19 protein-coding genes are annotated in these 21,399 nt (G+C 40.1%); 12 read left to right on the forward strand and 7 right to left on the reverse strand.

Translation table 11 applies throughout. The features are described from left to right. The first annotated feature begins 156 nt into the window (after positions 1–156). The 3 genes from ACFPU1_RS02705 (at position 157) to ACFPU1_RS02715 (ending at position 2,517) form a co-directional block, all read left to right on the forward strand. Entirely contained in the window at positions 157–561 is a 405-nt protein-coding gene (locus tag ACFPU1_RS02705) for an acyl-CoA thioesterase (protein ID WP_385938307.1), read from the forward strand. Between the two features lie 141 nt (positions 562–702). Beyond that, the gene (locus ACFPU1_RS02710; RefSeq protein WP_385938310.1) at positions 703–1,929 is read left to right on the forward strand and encodes an FAD-dependent monooxygenase; all 1,227 of its coding nucleotides are present in this window, start codon (positions 703–705) and stop codon (positions 1,927–1,929) included. Positions 1,930–1,947: 18 nt separating this feature from the next. After that, positions 1,948–2,517: a hypothetical protein gene (locus ACFPU1_RS02715; protein WP_385938313.1), complete on the forward strand. Its 570-nt coding sequence runs from the start codon at positions 1,948–1,950 to the stop codon at positions 2,515–2,517. Between the two features lie 48 nt (positions 2,518–2,565). Here ACFPU1_RS02715 and ACFPU1_RS02720 read toward each other — a convergent pair whose 3' ends face one another. Together ACFPU1_RS02720 and ACFPU1_RS02725 are read right to left on the reverse strand one after the other, a co-directional pair. After that, positions 2,566–3,342: an IclR family transcriptional regulator gene (locus ACFPU1_RS02720; RefSeq protein WP_385938316.1), complete on the reverse strand. Its 777-nt coding sequence runs from the start codon at positions 3,340–3,342 to the stop codon at positions 2,566–2,568. 5 nt (positions 3,343–3,347) lie between these two features. Next, on the reverse strand, positions 3,348–4,124 hold the full coding sequence (locus tag ACFPU1_RS02725) for an IclR family transcriptional regulator (protein ID WP_385938319.1): 777 nt from the start codon (positions 4,122–4,124) through the stop codon (positions 3,348–3,350). Positions 4,125–4,283: 159 nt separating this feature from the next. Between ACFPU1_RS02725 and ACFPU1_RS02730 the strand changes: the two genes are divergently transcribed. The 7 genes from ACFPU1_RS02730 (at position 4,284) to ACFPU1_RS02760 (ending at position 13,298) form a co-directional block, all read left to right on the forward strand. Then, positions 4,284–5,219 carry a fumarylacetoacetate hydrolase family protein gene (locus tag ACFPU1_RS02730; protein ID WP_385938322.1) on the forward strand — a complete coding sequence of 312 codons (936 nt, stop codon included), beginning with the start codon at positions 4,284–4,286 and terminating at the stop codon, positions 5,217–5,219. Between the two features lie 12 nt (positions 5,220–5,231). After that, positions 5,232–5,729: a DinB family protein gene (locus ACFPU1_RS02735; protein ID WP_385938325.1), complete on the forward strand. Its 498-nt coding sequence runs from the start codon at positions 5,232–5,234 to the stop codon at positions 5,727–5,729. A gap of 14 nt (positions 5,730–5,743) precedes the next feature. Beyond that, positions 5,744–6,850 (forward strand): cupin domain-containing protein, encoded by a 1,107-nt coding sequence (locus ACFPU1_RS02740; protein WP_385938328.1) that lies wholly within the window; start codon positions 5,744–5,746, stop codon positions 6,848–6,850. 36 nt (positions 6,851–6,886) lie between these two features. Then, positions 6,887–8,950 (forward strand): 3-hydroxyacyl-CoA dehydrogenase/enoyl-CoA hydratase family protein, encoded by a 2,064-nt coding sequence (locus ACFPU1_RS02745; protein ID WP_385938330.1) that lies wholly within the window; start codon positions 6,887–6,889, stop codon positions 8,948–8,950. After that, positions 8,934–10,133: a thiolase family protein gene (locus ACFPU1_RS02750; RefSeq protein WP_385938333.1), complete on the forward strand. Its 1,200-nt coding sequence runs from the start codon at positions 8,934–8,936 to the stop codon at positions 10,131–10,133. The genes ACFPU1_RS02745 and ACFPU1_RS02750 overlap by 17 nt, the downstream gene beginning before the upstream one ends. Before the next feature lie 208 nt (positions 10,134–10,341). Further along, positions 10,342–11,883, forward strand: a complete 1,542-nt coding sequence (locus ACFPU1_RS02755; RefSeq protein ID WP_385938336.1) for a class I adenylate-forming enzyme family protein — start codon at positions 10,342–10,344, stop codon at positions 11,881–11,883. A 47-nt stretch (positions 11,884–11,930) separates the two neighbouring features. Further along, positions 11,931–13,298, forward strand: coding sequence for a xanthine/uracil/vitamin C permease (locus ACFPU1_RS02760; protein WP_385938339.1), 1,368 nt, complete (start codon positions 11,931–11,933; stop codon positions 13,296–13,298). A gap of 180 nt (positions 13,299–13,478) precedes the next feature. Here the strand turns inward: ACFPU1_RS02760 and ACFPU1_RS02765 are convergent, their stop codons facing one another. After that, positions 13,479–14,765: a voltage-gated chloride channel family protein gene (locus tag ACFPU1_RS02765; RefSeq protein WP_385938341.1), complete on the reverse strand. Its 1,287-nt coding sequence runs from the start codon at positions 14,763–14,765 to the stop codon at positions 13,479–13,481. 380 nt (positions 14,766–15,145) lie between these two features. Here ACFPU1_RS02765 and ACFPU1_RS02770 point away from each other — a divergent pair, with 380 nt between their 5' ends. Then, positions 15,146–15,796 carry an SDR family oxidoreductase gene (locus tag ACFPU1_RS02770; protein WP_385938344.1) on the forward strand — a complete coding sequence of 217 codons (651 nt, stop codon included), beginning with the start codon at positions 15,146–15,148 and terminating at the stop codon, positions 15,794–15,796. Positions 15,797–16,156: 360 nt separating this feature from the next. Continuing rightward, positions 16,157–17,731 (forward strand): malate:quinone oxidoreductase, encoded by a 1,575-nt coding sequence (locus ACFPU1_RS02775; protein WP_385940430.1) that lies wholly within the window; start codon positions 16,157–16,159, stop codon positions 17,729–17,731. Between the two features lie 118 nt (positions 17,732–17,849). On the opposite strand, the gene ACFPU1_RS02780 is transcribed toward ACFPU1_RS02775, so the two are convergent. The 4 genes from ACFPU1_RS02780 to ACFPU1_RS02795 form a co-directional block, all read right to left on the reverse strand. Next, the gene (locus ACFPU1_RS02780) at positions 17,850–18,302 is read right to left on the reverse strand and encodes an Hsp20 family protein (RefSeq protein ID WP_385938347.1); all 453 of its coding nucleotides are present in this window, start codon (positions 18,300–18,302) and stop codon (positions 17,850–17,852) included. 418 nt (positions 18,303–18,720) lie between these two features. Further along, a complete protein-coding gene (locus ACFPU1_RS02785) occupies positions 18,721–19,242 on the reverse strand; it encodes a MogA/MoaB family molybdenum cofactor biosynthesis protein (RefSeq protein ID WP_385938350.1) in 522 nt (173 codons plus the stop codon). Between the two features lie 127 nt (positions 19,243–19,369). Next, a complete protein-coding gene (locus tag ACFPU1_RS02790) occupies positions 19,370–20,377 on the reverse strand; it encodes a FecCD family ABC transporter permease (RefSeq protein WP_385938353.1) in 1,008 nt (335 codons plus the stop codon). Next, a complete protein-coding gene (locus tag ACFPU1_RS02795) occupies positions 20,374–21,384 on the reverse strand; it encodes a FecCD family ABC transporter permease (protein WP_385938356.1) in 1,011 nt (336 codons plus the stop codon). The genes ACFPU1_RS02790 and ACFPU1_RS02795 overlap by 4 nt, the downstream gene beginning before the upstream one ends. Between the last annotated feature and the right edge of the window lie 15 nt (positions 21,385–21,399).

Raw genomic sequence — 21,399 nt, forward strand, 5'->3', positions numbered from 1 at the left:
AAAACTTAATAGCTAAAGGCAATAGAATAAAAGTTTGGTGGATTTGTAAATGAAGTGTTAATTTTTTTAATGATTTCGTATAAAAGAAAATGTACATACCAGTGATAGTAAAAACAAAGGTAACATCAAGTTAACACAAGAGAGAGGATGAGAAACATGAAGAATACTTACCATATTAAAGTACGATGGGGCGACACCGATGCAGCAACTATTGTGTATTATCCTAACTTTTATAAGTGGATGGATGAAGCAACGCATGAATTTTTTGAAGCAGCTGGTTATTCAACTCCTGCTCTGCAAAAAAATTATAAAATTCAACTCCCCTTACTCGAAGCTGCCTGCACATTTAAAGCTCCATTAAAGCATAATGACAAGGTGCAGGTCATTACCTTTATCGAAGAGATAAATAGGAAGGTACTTAGACTTCGTCATGAATTTATAAAAGGTAATTCCGTTATTGCCAATGGATATGAAAAGCGAGCATGGACAACAGTGGAAAAGGATCAGATGAAAGCTGTTCCAGTGCCGGATTTCATTAAAGAAGCTCTGACTACGCAGTGAAAACCTTCATCGTTTTGCTTTTCTAAAGAAGAAAAATGATAGCATCCCACATAGCAGAAAAAACAGTAAGATGAACGTTTTTATTATGATTACACTGGTAGTAGAAAGCGATTACAATTAGTCGGTAAAGGGGAGAGAAAAATGAGTAACCATAGAGATGTGATTGTAGCTGGAGCTGGGCCTGTAGGTTTGACGGCAGCTCTCGCTTTAAAAAAACAGGGGATTTCATCAGTAGTACTAGAAGCCGATCCGTTCGGGCATCCAAGGCCTGGCAGTAGAGCAATTTATCTTCATAACCATAGTTTAGAACTATTGGAAAAAACATCCTCTGGACTTGGTTTCACACTAGCTCGTAACGGAATAGTATGGCCGGTAAAGAGAACTCTTTATAAGGGCAAGGAAGTATACAAGAAAAATTACGGAGTTACAGATACGAATAATTCGGACAAGCTACCACCTTTTACAGCTTTACACCAAGATCAAATTGAAAAACATATTTATAATGCATGTATCGAAGCCGGGGTAGAATTTAAATGGGGAGCACCTATTGAATCCTGTCAAACTTCCAAGGAAGGTGTCAAGCTTATTACTTCGGATGGAGAAGAATGGAATGCGAAATATTGTATTGGTGCAGATGGTGCTCGCTCTGTGATCCGCCAGTCTACAGGCCTGAAGTTTGAAGGTCCACGTACAGCAGATACATTTCTCGTAGTAGATATTGAAGAAGACCAGGATAATCCTTTGCCACTAGAACGTATTTTTCATTATCAGCACCCCGCTATGGGTGGTCGTAATGTGATGCATGTACCGTTTAAAGGTGGTTGGAGGGTAGATCTTCAATTACTTCCAGAAGATGATCCAGAAGAATTTACAGAAATTGAGGGAGTTAAAAAATGGCTTCCTAAAGTCATGGACCCAAAATACGCAGAGCGAATTACATGGGTTTCTTCTTACCGCTTTAATCAAGTAGTTGTTGATTCATTTACTGATGAACACCGCCGTGTCTTACTTGCAGGAGAAGCGGCACATTTATTTGCCCCATTTGGAGCAAGGGGTTTAAACTCAGGGGTTCCTGATGCCCTGATAGCGGTAAGAGGGATTGATCAGGCTTTAAAGGAAGAAAACCAGGAGCAAGCAAGACTAAAATCTATTGATGCATCAGCTATTGAGCGTCGAATTGCTGCAAAATGGAACAGGGACGGCTCTTCTACCGCTCTTCATCATTTACAAGGAGACTCACCAGAAATGAATTTAAAAAGAGAGGTAGCAGCTTCCTTAACTGCGGTAGCTCCGAAGCTTGGCAGGTGGTTGGATGAGGGACCTTACGGGCCAAAGTTCGGGCCGCCGGAATTGACAACAAAATATTAAGCGAAAGGATGATAATTGTTGCAGACGGTGAAAAAAGAAACCTATGGCTTTAGGCCAAAAAGTGAGCAAGCCGCTGAGCTGGTTGACCGAATTCATCGTATAAACTGGTTTTCAGCCGTCGGCTCCCCAAATGCCGATGTGGAAAGAGAGATAAACCAGTTTACGAAGTTATTAAAGGTGAAGCAACCAAACATAGAGTGGGTCAGTTTGAAGGATATACCCGAAACTATAAGTACATTCAATGTCACAGGAAGTGACGTTTGGGAGGTTTTATATCACCTGCCGGACCGTATAGCTGAAGAAAGTAAATGGACTGGCAGAATGGATATTATTGATGAACTTGTATACCATATGCCTGAACTTGTCTACGTAAAAGCGTTTGATAAAGCATTTACAGTTTTTTCAGATGAAAAAACTGTAGCTTTTGTCTCTACGCATGTTATGTATGTGAGTGTGTTGGCATGCCTGTGGGAAGCGTTATCTGATAGAAAAGGTTGGGCAGAAAACCCTTTTAATTCTATTATTACGATATTAGAAGCGGGATATTTCCCGATTGGTCCTAATGGAAGTAAGTTTTTAATTTGTTAGATAAGGATGACTGATTTCAAAAGTAAACCTTTTGAAATCAGTCATTTTTTATATATTACCATAATATCCTAATGCTTCTGAAATTTCATAGGCTGTTAATCTTAATTGTTTCACATAATAGGAGTACTGTTTTTGTTTCAGACGATTTGTTTGAGAAACCAGTGTTAATGAAGAAACAACATTATAAGAATAATCCCTGATAGGGACGGAGATACTGGTGTATCCTTCAAAGTATTCCCCTTCACTAATAGCAACGCCTTCTGCTGCTATCGTTGAAAGCCTGGAACGGATTTTTTCGGGGTCTGTGATGGTGTAACGGGTGAAACGATAGAGTGGTTCAGATAGAACACGTTCTTGATAAGAGCTCTCTTGAAATGCAAGCAATAACAGCCCCTCGCTTGTACAATGAACCGGACTTTTTCGTCCTTCTTGGGTGACAAGGTGTTCAGGGGCTTTCCGATGCACCCGGTAATAATACACCACATGCTGCTCTTCAAGAAGGCAAATATGGCAAGTTTCATCTATCTTCCGAACAAGCTGTTCTACATAAGGAAACGCCTCTCGGTAAATTTCTTTGTGAACAGAAATAACACCACCGAGTGTAAGCAAGGCTAAGCCTAAACGATATTTTCCTGTACGAGGGTTTTGAGATAGGAACCCTTCTTTTCTTAACGTTGTAATTAACCGATGAGCTGTGCTTTTTGGTACATTCGTTTGACTAGCAATGTCAGTAACACTAAGTTCCTTGTTTTTATTAATTTTAAATATATTTAGAATTCTCATGGCATTAGTGACTGAAGAAAGACGATATTTTTCGGAGGACATAACTCTCATCCTTTACGTAAACTTGCTGATTGTCTTTTCTTAATTATGGAAGACAAGGTCTGAACAGCTGTCATTGTATTTTCTATAAGCAGTTTTTTTCGTGGTTTCATCCGTTGTGCTGGCCCAACAATAGTTATGGAGGCAACTACAGTATTGTTTTTATTATATACAGGAGCACTAACGGTAAATACATTGTCTTCATACTCCTGATTCGACACTGCATATCCGTCTTTTTTTATTTGTGCCAACTTTGCTTTTATTTGATTGGAATCGGTAAGAGTAAATCGAGTAAAAGATTCTAACGGTGGCGACAAAAATTGTTGAATCTCTTGTTCGGATTGATAAGCTAAAATAGTTTGACCAGCACTAGTACAATGTACGGGGGCTCTTTTTCCTAAATGGAACTCAAGTGAGTGATCATAGGGGCTTTCAATTTTTTGAAGACAAAAAACGTCCGTACTGTCAATGATATTAATCTGTGAACTTTCTCCCGTCTTATTCGTTAATTGTTGAAGTATGGGAAAAGATTCTCGTATGATGTGCATTTGTTCTGTTACTGTGTTTGTCAGTTCTAAAATAGATAAACCAAGTGTGTATTTATTGGTTTCTTTATTTTTTACCACAAAGCCCTCTTCAGCGAGCGAAATGAGTAAACGGTGGGTAGTACTGACACCTAATTGTAATTTTTCAGACAGTTCACTTACACCATACTCAGGCTGGCGATCAGAAAAGCTTTTTAAAATGCGAACAGCATTTTCAAGGCTGGTGTAACGATTGGTCATGTTTCCACTCCCAACTTTTTTTGTTTTTTTTATCATACGTTCCGTATAAAAGAAAAGCAAGGTGGGTTTCGATGAAAAAAGTTCCTAGAATAGTAGTAGATAAAAGAAAAGATTAGACAGAGTTACTTGTCTATTACTCTATTACCGAGGTGATTGATGATGAAATTGATCCATTACAAACGAGGAAATGAGTCAAGACTTGCATGTATTCAAGAAAATAAAGTCATTGATTTACATGGAGCTTATGTCTCCTATTTGAAGGATAAAGGGGAACTACGGGCGGAATTGCTGGCAGAAGCAGAAGTACCCTCAAAAGCAGTTGGCTTTCTGCAGGGCGGTGAAAAAAGCATGTCTTTGGCACGTAAAGCAGTAGAGTATATAGAAAATAATGCATCCGAGGAAGAAAGAAAAGAATGGATCCTTTCAAAAGAAGAAGTAAAGATAGAAGCGCCGGTGCAAAATCCGAGCAAGATTATCTGTGTCGGACATAACTATCAAGAACATATTCGTGAAATGGGTCGGGAACTTCCGACGCATCCGGTGATTTTTGCTAAATTTGCAAACGCTATCATCGGGCCGCAGGATGATATCCCCTTAAAGTCTATTACCAATAAGCTGGACTATGAAGCCGAGTTTTCTTTCGTCATTGGGAAACGTGCAAAAGATGTAAAAGAGGAGGATGCTCTGGATTATGTCGCAGGTTACACGATTGTCAATGACATAAGTGCAAGGGATCTGCAAATGAGGACCTTACAATGGCTTCAAGGAAAAGGACTGGATGGCAGTGCTCCTATGGGACCGTGGCTGATCACAAAAGACGAAGTTCCAGACCCAGACTCTCTAGATATTTCTCTTAAAGTAAATGGGGAAGTAAGACAACAATCTAACACGAAAAACCTTGTATTTAATGTAAATCGCCTTGTAGCATTCCTATCAGAGATCATGACACTTGAGCCGGGGGACGTTATTTGCACCGGTACACCTGGGGGAGTGGGTGTAGCTCGTGACCCCCAAGTTTTTCTTCAGGACGGGGATACAGTCACAATCGACGTTGGTAATATTGGGACGTTAGAAAACACAGTAAGGCAAGTGTGAGGAGAGGTATACATGAAAAGTGGACAGGAATATGCAGATAAGATTGCAGGACAGCTCCAATTCTTTATTGATGAGTCTGCTTCCTTACAAGAAGAGCAAATCCGATGGAAACCCTCTGACCAAGAGTGGTCCATTATGGAGCTTCTCTGCCATGTAGAAGAATTCCCTCTATATTTTACGGGAGAGCTTGAAAATGTCCTGGTACATCATGCAGAAAAGTGGGGAAGAAATATGCAGCATCAAGGCCGTCTAGATGCAGTCGCTGCTGCAGATGATCGTCAGGTAGAAGATGTCATCAATGGTATCCATAACACGAAAAAAACAACAATTGATAGGTTACAAAACGTAAAAGAGCATGAGCTGAATATAGAGAGAGAACACAATATCCCTAAGTTTGGGACAAAGCCTATGTCTTTTCTTGTAGAGCATTTTTTAGTAGAACATCTGGAAACTCACAAAAATCAATTTCAACGGATTATAACGCAGTATCAAAATAGACAAGAACATTAAAGGGGGACTTGGAAGTGGCTGAAAAACAAGCTTTCTTTGAAAGTGAACTTGTAAAAGATTTCAATAATAAAATTGAAAAAGATCATCTTGGCCCGCTATGGAGTGCAATACCTGAACTGGTTTCCAAAGAACCAAAGCCATTGGCTGTTCCTTATCTTTGGAAATGGGCTACCTTGAAGGAATACCTCTTGGAGGCGAAAGAGATATTCACACCTGAACGTGGAGGGGAAAGACGGGCAATTTACCTTCAGAATCCTGGCTTAAAAGAACGGGAGCCATGGGGATGGGGTGCTGCTACGCAAAATTTATACGCAGCAGTTCAGCTGATTCTCCCAGGGGAAGAAGCGCCTTCCCATCGGCATACCCAGAGTGCTTTGCGTTTTATTATGGATGGTGAAGGTGCCTACTCGGTTATTAACGGGGAACGGATGTTTATGAATGAAGGGGATTTTGTAGTCACCCCCCAGGGAATGTGGCATGGCCACGGTCATGAGGGTACAGAACCGATGTTTTGGATGGATGTTCTTGATATTCCTTTTGTTTATGCGACCGGTGGGACTTTCTTTGAAGGACATCCTGATGGATTGGAGAAAGCCACTCACCCTGATAATTATTCCAGTAAGCAGTATCAAGGAGGACTCGTTCGTCCGAAAGCAGATCGTCAACCTAAAAAAGCACCGGTTGGAGCCTATACGTGGGCTCAGACAGAAAGTGCATTAAACGGGATGATGGAATATGAACCGGATGCCTACGATGGCTACACAGTGGAATTTATTAATCCCTCGACTGGAAAAACGGCAAACGCCAATATTGCTGCATGGATGCAAAGGCTGCCTAAAGGATTTCACTCCCAAGCTCACCGCCACACAAATTCGTCGATTTATTATGTTCATGAGGGTCGAGGCTATAGTGTGATTGATGGTGTTAAATTTGAGTGGGAGAAGGGAGATTTCTTTATCATTCCAAGCTGGTGTTGGCATGAACATGTGAATCTCGAAGATGGGCATTCCCATTTGTTTTCTGTTCATGATACACCTATAATGGAAAATTTTTCATGGCAACGGGAAGAAGAAGCGGACCATAAACAGGCTATTAAAAAAACATTCCAACCATATGGTTAAGGACAAAATGGATTTATATAAAGGGAGGAAATAGTTTTGGCTAATTATAAAGTGGGTGTGATAGGAGCCGGAAACATGGGGTCCGGGGTTGCTCAAAAAATGGCCCAAGAGGGACTGGATGTTACCTTAGTAGATATAAATGAAGAAAAAGTCCAACGAGGAATAGACATCATCAGGGAAACCTTGCAAGAAGGGGTAGATCGAGGGATATTTAGTGATGACCAATTAACAGAGATTATGAATCGAGTTCATGCTTCTCCTTCCTATGAAGCATTAAAGGATGCAGATTTAGTAGTAGAGGCAGTCTTTGAGGATTTAAATATTAAAGGAAGCGTTTTTGAGAAGTTGGATAAAGTTTGTGCAAGCAAAACTATATTTGCTACGAATACTTCAAGTTTGTTTGTTAAAGATATTGCAGGGTATACATCCCGGCCTGAAAAAGTAATAGGAATGCACTATTTCTATCATCCCGCTAAAAACAGGCTGGTTGAGGTGATTCCTCACGAACAAACCAGTGAAGATACAATAAAAACGACAATGTTAATTGGGAAGCTTCATAACAAAACGTGCATTCTTGTAAAAGATTCTCCAGGATTTGCTGTTAATCGCTATTTTGTACCATTCTTAAATGAATCTGTTCGTTTAGTAGAAGAGGGAGTAGCAAACATTCCGACAATTGATGAAGCAGCAAAAGAAGCATTTGAAATTGGGATGGGACCGTTTGAATTGATGAATGTTACTGGCCTGCCAATTGCTGAGCATTCTTGTTCCTATTTAGCAAAGGAAATTAGCGAATTTTATAAGCCTGCACCATTATTAAAAGAACAAGTCAATAAAAATGACATTTGGGACCTTAGTGGAAGTGTGATTGAAAAGGACTTTCCTTCTATCCAGAAACGCTTATATGCCACTGTTTTTGGTATTGCGGCAGCGCAAGCTGAAGAAGGAGTAGCAAGTATTGAAGATACAGATATCGGTGCTAAAGTGGGGTTGAAGTGGAAATTAGGTCCATTTGAATTAATGAACAAGGTTGGAGTACGTGAAGCTTATAAGCTAGTCAAAGAGTTAAATGGAAGCTATCCTGGTTTTCATAATCCAGCCTTATTAAAAGAACAGGCAGAAAAGGACCAACCTTTTACCTTCCAATTTATTAAGTCAGAGATAAAGAATGGAATAGCCTATCTAACGATTAACCGTCCGGAAGCAATGAATGCGTTAAACCCAGTAGTTGTTGAGCAATTAGAACAAGAGTTTGATAAAGTAGAAAAGCAGGCGGAAGTAAAGGGAATAGCTATACAAGGCTCAGGAAAAGCCTTTATCGCTGGAGCTGACATTCGATTCTTTATTGACTGTATTGAAAACAATCAAATAGAAAAGAACGTGGAGTTTACTAGAAAAGGTCATTCTCTGTTGCGAAGATTAGAAACCTCTGAAAAAGTAACCATTGCCGTATTAGATGGACTATCTCTTGGCGGTGGCAGTGAATTGGCATTGGCCTGTCAGAAAATCGTTGCTACTAGTCAGGGTTCGATGGCCTTTCCTGAAAGCGGTTTAGGGATTTACCCAGGACTTGGCGGAATGCTTCGAATGAATCATCATGTTGGTAAAGAACTAACAAAATATTATGTTATGACAGGAAAATCAATACGTGCTGAAGATGCGGAAAACTTAAAAATTATAGCGAAACTAACTAACACGGAGAATCTTGAAGAAACCATTGAGACAGTAGTGGAAAAAGGACAAGACGATAAATATATAAGAAGAGAAATTCCATCTTCCTATGATAAATATATTCAAGCTTTTTCTGATGAGAATGTCCAAAAAATGTTGAACGGTGAAAAGCCAGATGCAGTAGATGAAGCATTAGCAGATAAGCTGACAAAAATTCTTTCCAAAAAAGGTCCCATTGCCTTAAAGTTGATAAATCAGCTTATTAATGAGCAGTCGAAGTGTACAATTGATGAAGGGATCGAGCTAGAGCTTGATCATTTAACAACGATTTTTAAAACAAAAGATGCACTAAATGGATTGGTTTCTTCTCTTACGGGAAGTCGTCCTGTGTTTGTAGGGGAGTCTGATAATTATGAGCATGTTAAATAAAGCATATATCCCTTATGGGGGTTATTATGCGACACCATTTTGTAAATGGCAGGGTAGCTTTCAACATGAGAATTCCCTTGAACTTGGGGCTAGAAGCAGTAAAAAATGGTTTGAACAGCGCAATATTGACCCTAACAATGAGTTAGATTATATTTATTTAGGCATAACTGTTGGTCAAAAAAGCGTGTTTTATGGTGCTTCCTGGGCTTCTACATTGATGGGGGCACCCGATATACCAGGACAGACGCTAATGCATGCCTGTGCCACATCAACAACTGCTCTTTATAATGCTGCAGCTTCTGTAGAAGTTGGGAATATGTCGGTGGGCTACTGTTTATTAACAGATAGATGTTCAAACGGACCACATACGATTTGGCCTCATCCTAATGGGCCTGGTGGTCAAGTTATAGCAGAGAACTGGAATTTAGATAACATGGCAGCCGATCCTTCCACTGGTAAAGGTATGCTGATGACAGCTGAGAAAGTAGCCAGGGACAATGAGTTTGGAAAAGAAGAAGCTGATGAACTCACCTGGCGAAGATATGAACAATATAGAGAGGCGCTTAAAGATGATCGTGCTTTTCAAAAGCGGTATATGTTACCCATTGAGGTTGCGGTAACGAAACGTCAATCCAAAACGATAGAAACAGATGAAGGGGTGACAGAGACCTCATTAGAATCTCTGCGTCGCCTGAATCCTACTATGGAAAATGGTATTGTCTCTTTTGGCGGACAGACGCACCCTGCAGATGGGAATGCTGGTATTATGGTAACAACTAAAGAGCATGCAAAACGATTAAGTACAGATCCAAATGTTTCTATTCAAGTTGTTTCTTACGGGTATGCTAGAGCGGATAAAGGGACTATGCCCGCTGCTCCGGTTCCTGCTGTAAAAATGGCGTTGGAAAAAGCTGAAGTAGGAATAGAAGAAATCTCCACAATAAAAAATCATAATCCATTCATAGTTAATGATTTATATTTAGCGAAAGCCCTGGGTATAGATGCTTACGACTTCAATAATTACGGCAGCTCCTTAGTGTTTGGACACCCTCAAGCACCAACAGTCGGACGTCTTATAATAGAAGCAATTGAAGAAACGGTTGAAAAGGGCGGCGGATATGCATTAGTGACTGGGTGTGCCGCAGGAGACAATGGTGCTGCTATCATCTTAAAAATTGAGTAGTCACAAGGTGTTGTAAGATTGCTGTTGGGGATCCCTCAACAGCTTTTTCATTCTAAAAAAATTAAAATTATTCACAGTTGTTCTACATACAAGAAAGTAGGTATAAAGTAATTTTTGCATTTATTTATACTGGTAGTAAGCGGTTCCAAAAGGAAAAAGTAGTGTAAATCTTAATCTTGGATGAGACTTTAAAAGGCGGGTGTTATGAATGGTATGCGGACAAAAAGAACAAACCGTACACGATTTGTTAAATATTTCAGCAATGCAATACGGGGATAAGGAAATCGCTTTCGATCAAAAAAATCGACTTTCTTATAACGAGCTGGTAAAGGAAAGTGACAAGCTGGCAGAAGGGTTATTGGCATTAGGGGTACAAAAAGGAGACAGAGTAGGCGTTTGTCTGCCCAATTGGAATGAAACAGTCTGTATATTTTTCGCTGCTGCAAAAATTGGAGCCATACTCGTACCATTTAATCCACTGTACCGATCCCAAGAAATTGAATATATCTTAGAAAATGCAGAACCCAAAGTGCTGTTTGTAATGAAGAATTTTTTGAACAATGTAAATATGGATATTGTTTCTCAATTGGTACCAAAGGTTGTGTCTGTTCGCTTTGTAGAAGACAAGCTTATTTCTTATGAACATGTTGTATCCCATAACGGTATTATTGCAAGAAATGCAGTCATTGATCCATCAGAGGATATATTTTGTATTTTATATACTTCTGGGACAACCGGGGCACCAAAAGGGGTTATGATTTCCCATCTCAGCGTTGCGAAGTGTGCAGACGCAGTAGTAAAGGAAATGTCCTGCAATGATAGTGATGTGTTTGTGGTCCCGGCACCGTTATTTCATATTTTTGGCATTGCCTGTAATATGATTCCGGCAATAATTGCTGGAGCTCGCATGGTGCTTTTGGAAAAGTTTAACCCACAGCAGACCCTTGAAATAATTGAGCAGGAAAGGGTTACTGTACATCAAGGGGTTCCTACGATGTTTTTAAAAGAATTAGAAGTAGAAGGATTTGAAACCTATGATTTATCTTCATTGCGAACCGGAATGGTAGGTGCAGCACCGATTTCACCAGAACAAATGAAAAAAATACGGAAGAAAATGGATTTTAATTTGTGCCAATCATTTGGTTCGAGTGAAACGAGTGGCGGTGTGACGATCAATTCTATGGATGATAAAGAATCAGTGATACTAGAGACAGTTGGCAAACCTTTTAAGGGTGTAAAGCTAAAAATAGTAGATGAACATAGAGAAGAGCTTCCAGTTGGCCATACTGGAGAAATTGCCGTTCACAGCTTTGGGAACATGAAAGGCTATTATAAAATGCCTGAAAAAACGAACGAAGTGCTTGATAAAGAAGGTTGGTACTATACAGGGGATTTAGGTGTACTAGATGAAGAAGGTAATCTTCGTTATGTAGGAAGAGAAAAAGAAATGATTGTACGCGGGGGTTTTAACATTTACCCTCAAGAAATAGAATCGCTTCTTCTTAAACATGAAAAAATTGCGGCTGCATCTATCATAGGTATGCCTGATGAAGTGCTTGGTGAGGTAGTATACGCTGTAGTTCAGCTTCGTTCAGGAGAAAAAATGACTGAACAAGAAGTGAAGGATTATGTAGCTGATCATATGGCGCTATATAAAACTCCAGCAACGATTATTTTTACAGACAACATTCCGATGACAGCAAGCGGGAAAATTCAAAAGGGAAAACTTCGTGAGCAAATAAGTCAATAAGAAAATTGTAAGCGTTTAATTAAAACTTATTTAGTAGGAGGATTTCCATGGATAGAGAAACGAAAGGAAAAGTTCACCCTCATTGGAAGTTAGGGAAATATCAGGTGCGTCTTCCCTTTATTCACTATAGACTAGAAACACCAGAGCTAATTCAAGGAATTGTTATTTTTGCTATTGGGCTAAGTATGATTGAAATAATGACAGGTCCTTTAGGAATGTCTTATGGGGCGGCCATCACCATTGTTATGCTCGGTCAGTTTTTTATGTTAATACCTCCTATGTTTGGTGTACCATTTGTTCCAGGTTTTATTACACCATTAATTCCTGTTCTAATTGTTTTTTTAAGTGGTTTCGAGCCGGGAGCTGAAGCAATACAAGCACTCATTGCCCTGCAATTACTCGTAGCTTTAATCTTTCTTATATTTGGGGTAACGGGTTTAGGTAAAGTGTTTATCACAAAGCTTCCGGTCTCTTTAAAAGCAGGGATTTTAATAGGAGCTGGTATTGCTGCAATCATGACTGAAATTGAAGCAGGCGGAAGGCTGGCAGAGACGCCAGTTACGTTGATAATCGGAGCTTTCTTATGCTTGTATATTATGTTTTCTAGATCATTTCGTCGACTCCACGAAAAAAATCGTTTTATACGTTTTATAGCAAGTTATGGAATTATGCCTTCGATTGTCGTTGCAATCATTATTGGATGGCTTGTAGCTGAATACCCATCTCCACAAGTAGAATGGGGAATTACCATACCTTCGTTCAGTGAAACGTGGAATGTAACACCATTTGTTCTAGGCTTTCCTGCATGGGAAATATTTATGGCTGCTATTCCTACTGCTATTCTTGCTTACATTATAGCCTATGGTGATATCATAGTAGGAGATAAGCTCTTAGAAAGGTCAAGTTCTTATAGACAAGACGAAAAAATTGAATATGATTCAAACCAAATTCACTTCCTGACTTTTTTTAGAAATTTCATGCATGCATTATTTTTCCCACACCCTGGTTTAGCAGGTCCTATTTTTACAGCAGGAACCGCTTCTGTCGCTGAAAGATATACTTTTGGAAAAAAAGCGATGCAATCCATTTTTTCAGGTACAAATTCCCTCATTATTTCTTTGTCATTGGTTATTTTTATACTGCCTTTAGTTACTTTATTTCAACCATTTTTACCTATTGCTCTTTCAATTACATTAATCTTAACCGGATATTTATGTATTACTGTAGGTATTCAGCAATTAAAAAACGAAACGGAAATTGGTGTTGCAGGTGTCATGGGTATTGTGCTGGCAGTATATGGAGCAGCTTACGGCCTTGTTGTTGGGCTTCTTCTATACTTTCTCTTGCAAAAAGAAGTATTTATCAGTAAAAGCAATGAACAAGTATATAGAAACGAGGGAAAAGATGTTGTTTAATAATTCAGATCATTCTAAATAGAAAGTTATATTTTAAAATTCAATCTTTTTTATGATTAAAGGAAAAATTCATTTTAAAAATGAAAAGTACTCATAAGCTTCACCAACAAAGCCCACTTGAAGTGGGCTTTGTTGGTGAGGACCAAGTGGTGGTTTATTCTAAAACTATTTAGGGTTCTTTTACGTAGATCCTTTATTCTTTTGCTCTGCCTTTTTGATCGTTTCCCCGCTTACGGTCTGGTAGAGGCGGCTTTTCGGTTCATAAATGGTTTGAGAAGGCCAGAGTCCATGGTGTCCTGAAAAGATATAGCTGACCAGACATGCCGTGAAGAAGTATTCCAGCCCTTTTCCATCAAACATTTCTACTGCTAAAAGAAAGGCAGCAATTGGTGTATTTGCCCCGCCGCAAAAAACGGCAATCATCCCGAGCGCAGCAAGGAATGACATGGGGAGATCAAAGAATTGATAGAGAGTATTTCCTAAAGTAGCACCAATAAAAAACAAAGGAATGGCTTCTCCGCCCACAAAGCCTGTTCCTAACGTAACCGCAGTGAAAACCAGTTTAGCGAGGAAGGCAAAGGGAGGAACGTCGTGTGTAAATGACTGTTCAAGCATTTCCAACCCTCGTCCATTATACTCATAGGAACCAACAAGGTACGTTAAACCGACAATGATGATTCCCCCCACAAAGGCACGCAGCATATGGTTTTTCTTTGTATATTTTTCTGAAATCTGATGGATACCGTGTCTTAATTGACAGTAAAGCACACTTATAAAACTAAAAATAACAGCAAGAAAAATGACTTTGGCAAATGCCAGAACTGATAACTCCGGTACGGATTGGATGATGAAGCTCTCGTGCTCCACCCCCCATACTTTTTCAGTTATAAAATGCCCTATAAAACTTGCTGTCAGGCATGGGACAATAGCTTCGTATTTCAGTTTTCCTACAGCTGTCATTTCCATCCCGAACACTGCGCCAGTTACAGGGGTGCCAAAGGCTGCTCCAAAACCTGCACTTATGCCGCTCATGAGCAGGATTTTAGTATCGATTTCATTTATTTTAAAAAAACGAATGACAGCTTCTGCAACACTTCCGCCCATTTGTATCGCAGCACCTTCTCTGCCGGTTGAGCCTCCAAATAGTACTGTGATAAATGTTCCTAAGTAAACAATTGGCCCCATTCTGCGAAGGACTTTTCCTTTCCCCTGAACGCCTTCAATTACCAGGTTATTTCCTTTATATAAATCCACTCCCCCACTGGGCCCAAAAGTCATATACATATATCCAATCAACAAGCCTCCCAAAGGAAGAAAAAGAATAAGCCAGGAGGTTTGTTTGCGTAATTCTCCAAGAAAGTCGTTCGTATGGAGGAGCAGTGCCGTGGTTGAACCTATAATCAGGCCAATGATTCCTCCTATTAATACCCACCTTGTGACGGTAAGCAAAAAGTGCTTAGAGAGCATAGGAACACTCCTCTCTTCCTTAGCTTATACCCCCTGTAGAGCGTCTTCGTATTAATTATGTCATACAGATAAGGAAAGCCAGCATTCCTTTCTGGCAGACTCTCAACACCCATCTACTGTTTCATTGGTCCCTTCCTTTTATCTTTTACTGAGTATGGATTATTTATGTAACAGAGAGGAAGTATGTCAATGTACTAAGGGACCTGACTGGTCAGCAAATTAATTGATTACACGTGATCTTGTTGATATTCTTTACTTTAAAGACCTTCAGTACCTAATCAAATTTTAAAGAAGTTACAGACTGAAACAGGGTCTTTTCGGATTGGAGTCATCAGGCAATGGGGAAAATTTAGATGGAAATCATAGAAAGGATGATATAAATGAAAGTTCTTGTTGTAGGTGCAAACGGCCAAATTGGAAAACACCTAGTTTCTTTTATTCAGGAAAATGAAAGCCTGGAAGCCAGAGCCATGATCCGTAAAGAGGAGCAAGCTTCTTATTTTGAAAGCCTCGGGGCTGAAACTGCGGTAGTGGATTTGGAAGAGGATGTCGACGCAATAGCGAAAGCAGCAGAGGGAGTCGATGCCATTGTCTTCACTGCAGGGTCCGGGCCACATACAGGCAAAGACAAAACCATAATGATTGATTTGGATGGTGCTGTAAAAACAATCGAGGCAGCCAAAACTGCCGGGGTAAAACGTTTTATCATGATTAGTTCCTTTGATACCCGCCGCCAAGCGATACAAGAGGCGCCTGCTTCCTTTGCCCCATATGTCGCAGCGAAGCATTATGCTGATGAATGGTTACGAGCGGCAGATTTAGATTATACAATTATTCATCCCGGCTTGCTTACAAATAATAAGGGAACGGGTCAAATAAAGGCAGCTGCCGACATTAAGATAGGTGAAATTCCAAGAGAGGACGTGGCAAAAGTCATTGTTGCCACATTAGAAAATGAGGAAACAGTTGGAAAAGAATTCCAGATAGTTCACGGAGATAAACCTGTAGAAGAAGCAATACATTCAATCTAAGTATAAAAAGATAACTCTTGGTCGATTCATGGAAGACAATTTGCCAGCAAGGTGAATTGTCTTTTTTTAGGACAATCTTTACCGCTCCTGTACTAGTAAAACTTCAGATCATTTTAAAAGAGGGTAAATACAGAGGACGAGATAATATAAAAGTGAAATTCTTCCACTTTTCAGCTTTTAAATAACACCGGGCTATTATATAATAGTGTTAGAAAATTTTAATCTATCATATAATAGTAAATATTTTAATCTTTTACCAATAGTGATACACTATAAACAGGTTATAATTGATTCAGAAAAGATGTGTGACGAGTCGCGCCCTGACTTGTTAGATGTTGGCGCCTAAAAAAGGACGCATACATCCTTTTCTGTAAATTTATGCGTATGAGGGTGGTAAACATGAGCAACAATCAAACGGATACAGACGTTATATTAATTGGTGCCGGAATTATGAGTGCAACATTAGGTGCACTGCTGAAGGAATTAGTCCCCGACTGGAAAATAACTGTGTTTGAAAAGCTCGACAATGCAGGAGAGGAAAGCTCCAATGAATGGAATAATGCAGGAACCGGACATGCGGCCCTGTGCGAGCTTAACTACACAGCTGAAAAGCCAGATGGGTCTGTAGATATTAGTAAAGCGATAAAAATAAATGAACAGTTCCAGCTTTCCATGCAATTTTGGTCCTATCTAGTTAACAGAAAGCTTATAAAAAGTCCCCAGGATTTTATTATGCCATTGCCTCATATGAGTTTTGTACAAGGGGAACAAAATGTTAAGTTTCTAAAGAATCGTTTTAAAGCGCTTTCGGATAATCCTTTATTTGAAGGCATGGAATACTCCGATAATCCAGAAAAACTGAAGGAATGGATCCCGCTTGTGATGGAAGAGCGAGATTCAAATGAACCAATAGCAGCGACAAAGATTGACACGGGAACTGACGTTAACTTTGGTGCATTAACGAACATGTTATTCGATCACTTGGAAAGCACGGATGTGGAAGTGAAGTATAGACGAAGCGTAAATGATATTAAGCGCAGAAGCGATGGTTCGTGGGAGTTAAAAGTGAAGAATCTTTATGATGGTTCTGTTGAACGCCGCACTGCTAAGTTTGTCTTTATTGGAAGCGGGGGAGGTAGTATCCATCTACTCCAGAAATCAGGTATTCCTGAAGGAAGAAATATCGGTGGGTTCCCGGTCAGTGGTATATTTATGGTTTGTAATAACCCGGACGTTATAGAGCAGCATAATGCAAAAGTATACGGCAAAGCCAAGGTTGGCGCTCCGCCAATGTCAGTTCCTCATCTGGATACAAGATATATTGATAATAAAAAATCATTGTTGTTTGGACCGTTTGCCGGCTTTTCACCTAAGTTCCTAAAAGGTGGTTCAATGTTCGATCTGGTAAATTCAGTAAAGCCTAATAATGTCTTAACGATGCTTGCTGCAGGAGCAAAAGAGATGTCTTTAACTAAATACCTGATGCAGCAAGTGATGCTGTCAAAAGAACAGCGCTTGGAAGAGCTTCGTGATTTTATCCCTAATGCTAAGAGCGAGGATTGGGATTTGGTCATAGCTGGACAACGGGTACAGGTGATTAAAGATACAGAAGAAGGCGGAAAAGGAACACTTCAATTCGGTACGGAAGTAATTAGTTCTGAAGATGGTTCTATTGCAGCCTTATTGGGTGCGTCACCGGGTGCTTCTACAGCTGTTCACGTTATGCTTGAAGTTCTAAAAAAATGTTTCCCGGATCATCTTACAGAGTGGGAACCGAAACTAAAAGAAATGATCCCCTCTTATGGCTTGTCGTTAATGGAAAACCCTGAGCTTTTGAAAGAAATTCATACTTCTACGGCAAAGTCCCTTGGATTTGAAGAGGAAACTACCCAAGAAAAAAACGAGGATAAGGCCCGTATATTACAGGAAGCATAGATTTATGCTTCCTGTATTTTTTTTGCAAAGAGTTCTCTTTATATATCCTTAGCATCCCTAACGAAGATTATTTGTTTTACTGGTGAAGAAAGGTCAATGGTGTCACGAATCCATTTCTTTACTCATCTGTTTTATTTATCTCAATTACTTTATCACTAGTACTTTTTTTGGGGACAGTAATCCGCAGTACCTCATTTTCAAAGATTGCGTTGATTTCGTTTTCCGAGATCGGAAAAGAAAATGGAATAAGTCGCTGCATTCTTTGAAAAGACTGTTCTCGTTTCTGGTACATGGTAAGATCATTCTTTTCTTCAATGATGGAAGAGTGGTTCACAGACAATTTTAAAAAATTGTCTATAACTTCAAGTTGAATTTGGTCACTGCTGCATCCGGGGAGATAGAATTTCAAAAAGTAATGATCTTCGGTTTCCTCTATTTCTCCCTCAACAAATCTACTCTCGGGAAAAGATTGAAAGTGCTTAAAAGCTTCATCAATATAAGAATCCATGTATTGTATAAGATCCCTCATTACACCTTCAGTAAAAAGGCCTGGAAGTTTTTTATGATTCATATCCACTCAATTTCACCTCTTTTTCTAACAATATGATTTGAAAGCTTTCCATAATAGCCCTTCTTATTTATACGTCTTGAAACATGAGGTGTGTGGGCTCGTAATATAGGCATCGAAACAGTTATATCAGCTCTGAAAGCCACACGAACAATAAAGTAGAAAAAGGGCGACATCAAAACCTCAGTCTCGATGTCGCCCTTTTTCTACATAGGTCATATGCTTACTGAAAATCCCTGGGGTAAAAGGCAGGTCGTAGAACGTAGAACGAATTCAGGCTCAGTATGTTCTCTTAGGAACGCTGAGCCTGTTTGTCTTTGTTTACAAATTAATGGCGAGTTTACCTATAAAGAGTGGAGAATATGCATCTCTCTTCAAGAAAGGATAGGAGGGCCTTAGTGCAAATAATGTCTTCTTTCAGCTAGTCTTTTGCTAAATCTTTACGTACTTCCCGGATGACATGTGTAATTTCAGGGAGAATGATTCGATTCATTGCCAGTCGCACAGCTCCTGAAGACCCAGGCATGGAAAAGACCGCAGTATGTTGATATACACCTGCTACTGCCCGGCTTAATATCGAAGCGGTTCCGATATCTTCTGCAAAGCTTAAATAACGGAACAATTCTCCAAAACCAGGCATTTCCTTTTGCAATAGTGACCCAACAGCTTCATAGGTTGTATCACGGAGAGCTATTCCCGTACCGCCATTTAACATAATGGAATCGATGTTCTTGTCTTTGGCAGAACGTTTAATTAATTCCTGGATGCCTTGATAATCATCCTGTACAATCTCATAACGGACGATGTTGTGACCTTCACCCTCTAATAATTCTTTAATGAGTTTACCGCTTTTATCCGTTTCTTTTGTTCTGGTGTCTGAAACGGTAATAATCATGCAATTTACCGAGGAAGGGGCCTCGTTACGGTGTTCAGTGACAGACATTTCATATGTACCTCCTTTTCGTAATGATAACGATTTATATTCTACCATACTATAGATTCTGTTCCAATTTTTTAGTTAGGAGGCGTAAAGGTTTTCAGAATTTGAATTTTTTAGCACATATCGAGAATCACCGTTTTAATAACAAATAAATAAAGTACGGGGCTCCTATCAAAGCCACAATAATCCCAGCAGGTATCCCATCAGGCTCTACAAGGTTTCTTCCGATTGTATCAGCAAGTAATAAAAGCCATCCGCCTGTCAAAACTGCTACAGGAAGAAACAACTGGTGTCTGGGTCCTACTAATGCTTTTGCTATATGAGGAGCCATCAGGCCGACAAAAGCAATTCCACCTGTAACAGAAACTGCAGAAGCGGCAAGGGCTGTAGCGGTAAGTAATAAAAGGACTCGTTCCTTCCCTATGGATACGCCGACTCCTGCTGCTGCTTCCTCACTGAGACTTAGGAGGTTTAACCGGTTTGCTTTGTACAATGTAAAAGGAACCAGGATAACCAGCCAAGGCAAAAGAGCCCATATAAATACCCAGTCCGTTCCCCAGATGCTTCCTGCCAGCCACTTGGCAATAAAGTCTACTTTCTGGCGGTCTGCCGAAGAAATTAGAATAATCATTAACCCGGAAAGAGCCGTAGAAAAACCTACGCCTACAAGAATAAGGCGGATTGGCTGAAGTCCAGTGTGCCGCTGATAAGAGAAGAAATAAATAAAACAAACAGTAATAAGAGAACCAATAAAGGCCGCCACAGGAAGCAGTAAAACAAAGGTTCCGGCCTGGACAGGAAAAAATAAAAAGAAGACAGCGACAGCTGCACCCGCTCCTGCATTAATGCCTATAATCCCAGGGTCTGCTAAATCATTTCTTGTAATACTCTGAAGAATCGCTCCAGACAAGGCAAGCGCCATACCAGCCAGAAAGGTTATCCCTATACGCGGCAGTCTAATAGAAAAGAGAACAAATTCTTCTTTAAACGTTCCTTGTCCTAAAATAACAGGAATAATTCTATGAATAGACAAGGAAGAGTAGCCTAATACAGTGGACATGAAAATTGTCGTCACACTTAAAAAAAGGAGAATAATAAGTACTATAGTTTGCTTCCGATACAGGCTTGGATGAATCATGAGAATCTATTTCCCCCTTTCCTAACAATTAAGAGGAAAAAAGGCAGGCCAATGATAGCCACGATTGCGGCTGCCGGTGTTTCATAGGGGGCATGAATAACACGGCCGGCCGTATCAGCAAACAGCATAAATGCTCCTCCCATAATTGCTGACATGGGGATAATGAACCGGTAATCAGTGCCGACCATCCAGCGGACGACATGAGGAATCATCAGGCCCAGAAAAGCCAGATTGCCAACCAGTGCTACTGAAGATCCGGCTAGAATGATGATAATAATAAAAAGGAGAACCTTTACTTGCATGGTTCGCTGGCCGAGACCGACTGCTAATTCTTCATGTAGGCTTAGAACGGTGAGCTGTCTTGAAAGTAGAATAGAGAGCACGATGCCGAAAGTAATAAAAGGAACAATGAGCTGCAACTGTCCCCAGGTCGTGCCGATTAATCCCCCTGCTGTCCACATCGAGATATCCTGAGAAATGCGAAAATAAATTCCAACCCCTTCTGCTAAGGCAAACAAGAAAGCAGATATGGCTGCTCCTGCTAAAACAATCCGAAAGGGGGAATAACCGCCCTTTTTTACTGCGCCAATGCCAAATACCATGGCTGCTCCTGCAGCAGCACCGATAAAACAGGAAATCATGATTCCAAAGTAATTAATCCCAGGAAAAAAAGCCATCGTTATTGCAAGACCTGCGTTAGCCCCTGCCGTTAAGCCTAAAAGGCCGGGATCTGCTAAAGGGTTCCTTGTCAGTCCCTGCATTACTCCCCCTGCCACTGCCAATGCTGCCCCAGTAAATAAGGCCCCAATTTCCCTTGGGAGGCGAATCTCCTGAATGAGAAGCACTTGTTCATTTCTAATATCAGAAATAAGAGCCAGCCATACATCGTAAGCAGTGGTTTCAGCGGCACCCATAAGCAGAGAAGCCGTGAACATCCCAATGAGAAGGATGAGTGAAACTATTAATTTATATGTAAAACTTACTTTGGGTAGGAACTTTCTATTCATCGTGATTCCCATCTT

Source organism: Thalassorhabdus alkalitolerans, from assembly GCF_042656525.1.
GTDB lineage: Bacteria > Bacillota > Bacilli > Bacillales > Marinococcaceae > Thalassorhabdus > Thalassorhabdus alkalitolerans.

Bases quoted from the DNA above. Each gene is read 5' to 3' on its own strand.
- ACFPU1_RS02785 (WP_385938350.1), bottom strand. From the start codon at position 19,242: ATGTCTGTCACTGAACACCGTAACGAGGCCCCTTCCTCGGTAAATTGC.
- ACFPU1_RS02750 (WP_385938333.1), top strand. From the start codon at position 8,934: ATGAGCATGTTAAATAAAGCATATATCCCTTATGGGGGTTATTATGCG.
- ACFPU1_RS02770 (WP_385938344.1), top strand. From the start codon at position 15,146: ATGAAAGTTCTTGTTGTAGGTGCAAACGGCCAAATTGGAAAACACCTA.
- ACFPU1_RS02795 (WP_385938356.1), bottom strand. From the start codon at position 21,384: ATGAATAGAAAGTTCCTACCCAAAGTAAGTTTTACATATAAATTAATA.
- ACFPU1_RS02725 (WP_385938319.1), bottom strand. From the start codon at position 4,124: ATGACCAATCGTTACACCAGCCTTGAAAATGCTGTTCGCATTTTAAAA.
- ACFPU1_RS02755 (WP_385938336.1), top strand. From the start codon at position 10,342: ATGGTATGCGGACAAAAAGAACAAACCGTACACGATTTGTTAAATATT.
- ACFPU1_RS02705 (WP_385938307.1), top strand. From the start codon at position 157: ATGAAGAATACTTACCATATTAAAGTACGATGGGGCGACACCGATGCA.
- ACFPU1_RS02720 (WP_385938316.1), bottom strand. From the start codon at position 3,342: ATGTCCTCCGAAAAATATCGTCTTTCTTCAGTCACTAATGCCATGAGA.
- ACFPU1_RS02710 (WP_385938310.1), top strand. From the start codon at position 703: ATGAGTAACCATAGAGATGTGATTGTAGCTGGAGCTGGGCCTGTAGGT.
- ACFPU1_RS02735 (WP_385938325.1), top strand. From the start codon at position 5,232: ATGAAAAGTGGACAGGAATATGCAGATAAGATTGCAGGACAGCTCCAA.
- ACFPU1_RS02730 (WP_385938322.1), top strand. From the start codon at position 4,284: ATGAAATTGATCCATTACAAACGAGGAAATGAGTCAAGACTTGCATGT.
- ACFPU1_RS02790 (WP_385938353.1), bottom strand. From the start codon at position 20,377: ATGATTCATCCAAGCCTGTATCGGAAGCAAACTATAGTACTTATTATT.
- ACFPU1_RS02780 (WP_385938347.1), bottom strand. From the start codon at position 18,302: ATGAATCATAAAAAACTTCCAGGCCTTTTTACTGAAGGTGTAATGAGG.
- ACFPU1_RS02760 (WP_385938339.1), top strand. From the start codon at position 11,931: ATGGATAGAGAAACGAAAGGAAAAGTTCACCCTCATTGGAAGTTAGGG.
- ACFPU1_RS02765 (WP_385938341.1), bottom strand. From the start codon at position 14,765: ATGCTCTCTAAGCACTTTTTGCTTACCGTCACAAGGTGGGTATTAATA.